We start from the raw sequence: 668 nt of genomic DNA, 5'->3' as shown, positions 1-668 counted from the left end.
TAAATCGAAGCGCTCGGGCCACTACCCGACGCTTACTCTAACTGCAGGACTCAATGATACCTCTCTTGATAACTATAAGCAGGGGCTGCCTCCCGCCAACGGTGCTTTGGGAACGGAAGAAAGCAATATCGCCCTAAACTTTAACCTGCCTCTCTATTCTGGCGGCGCAACACAAGCAGCCTCTAAGCGCTCAAGATTCTTAGCCGAGCAAGCACGCCATCAACTTACCTCAGCGCAACGTTCCGCAGAAATACAAACTCGTTCAGAGTTCATCAATCTAAGAACGAACGTACAAACCGTAGAGTCATTGCAACAAAACATTGTCTCTCGTGAAAGTGCGTTAGAGGCAACACGAGAGGGATACAACGTAGGGACTCGAAACATTGTTGAGGTGCTGGATGCAGAGCGAAACTACTTTACCGCATTGCGTGATCACGCGAGTGCGCGCTTCGACTTCGTTATCAGCGGTTTAAAATTGAAACAGGCGGCTGGTACGCTCACAGAAGAAGACGTCTTAGCAATTAACAACTATCTCATCGAGGCATCTAACTAAAGCAGAGCTTTACCACTTTAGACTTTTTGTTAATTGAAAAAAGGAGCGATCGCGTCAACCACACGACCGGTCGCACCTTTTCCTCTCTCAACAACGGCATACGCTTTTTCACCCT

The 668-nt window shown here is 48.1% G+C and carries 1 protein-coding gene; it reads left to right on the top strand.

What is annotated here, in order from left to right:
- The coding region (locus tag A3750_RS22785) for a TolC family protein (RefSeq protein WP_197475259.1) at window positions 1–553 on the top strand (553 nt) is incomplete at its 5' end.
- Window positions 554–668: the final 115 nt, after the last annotated feature.

This window comes from Oleiphilus sp. HI0079 (assembly GCF_001635105.1).
Note: the sequence above shows the minus strand (reverse complement) of the source record. Positions and strands in the feature narration are given on the sequence as shown.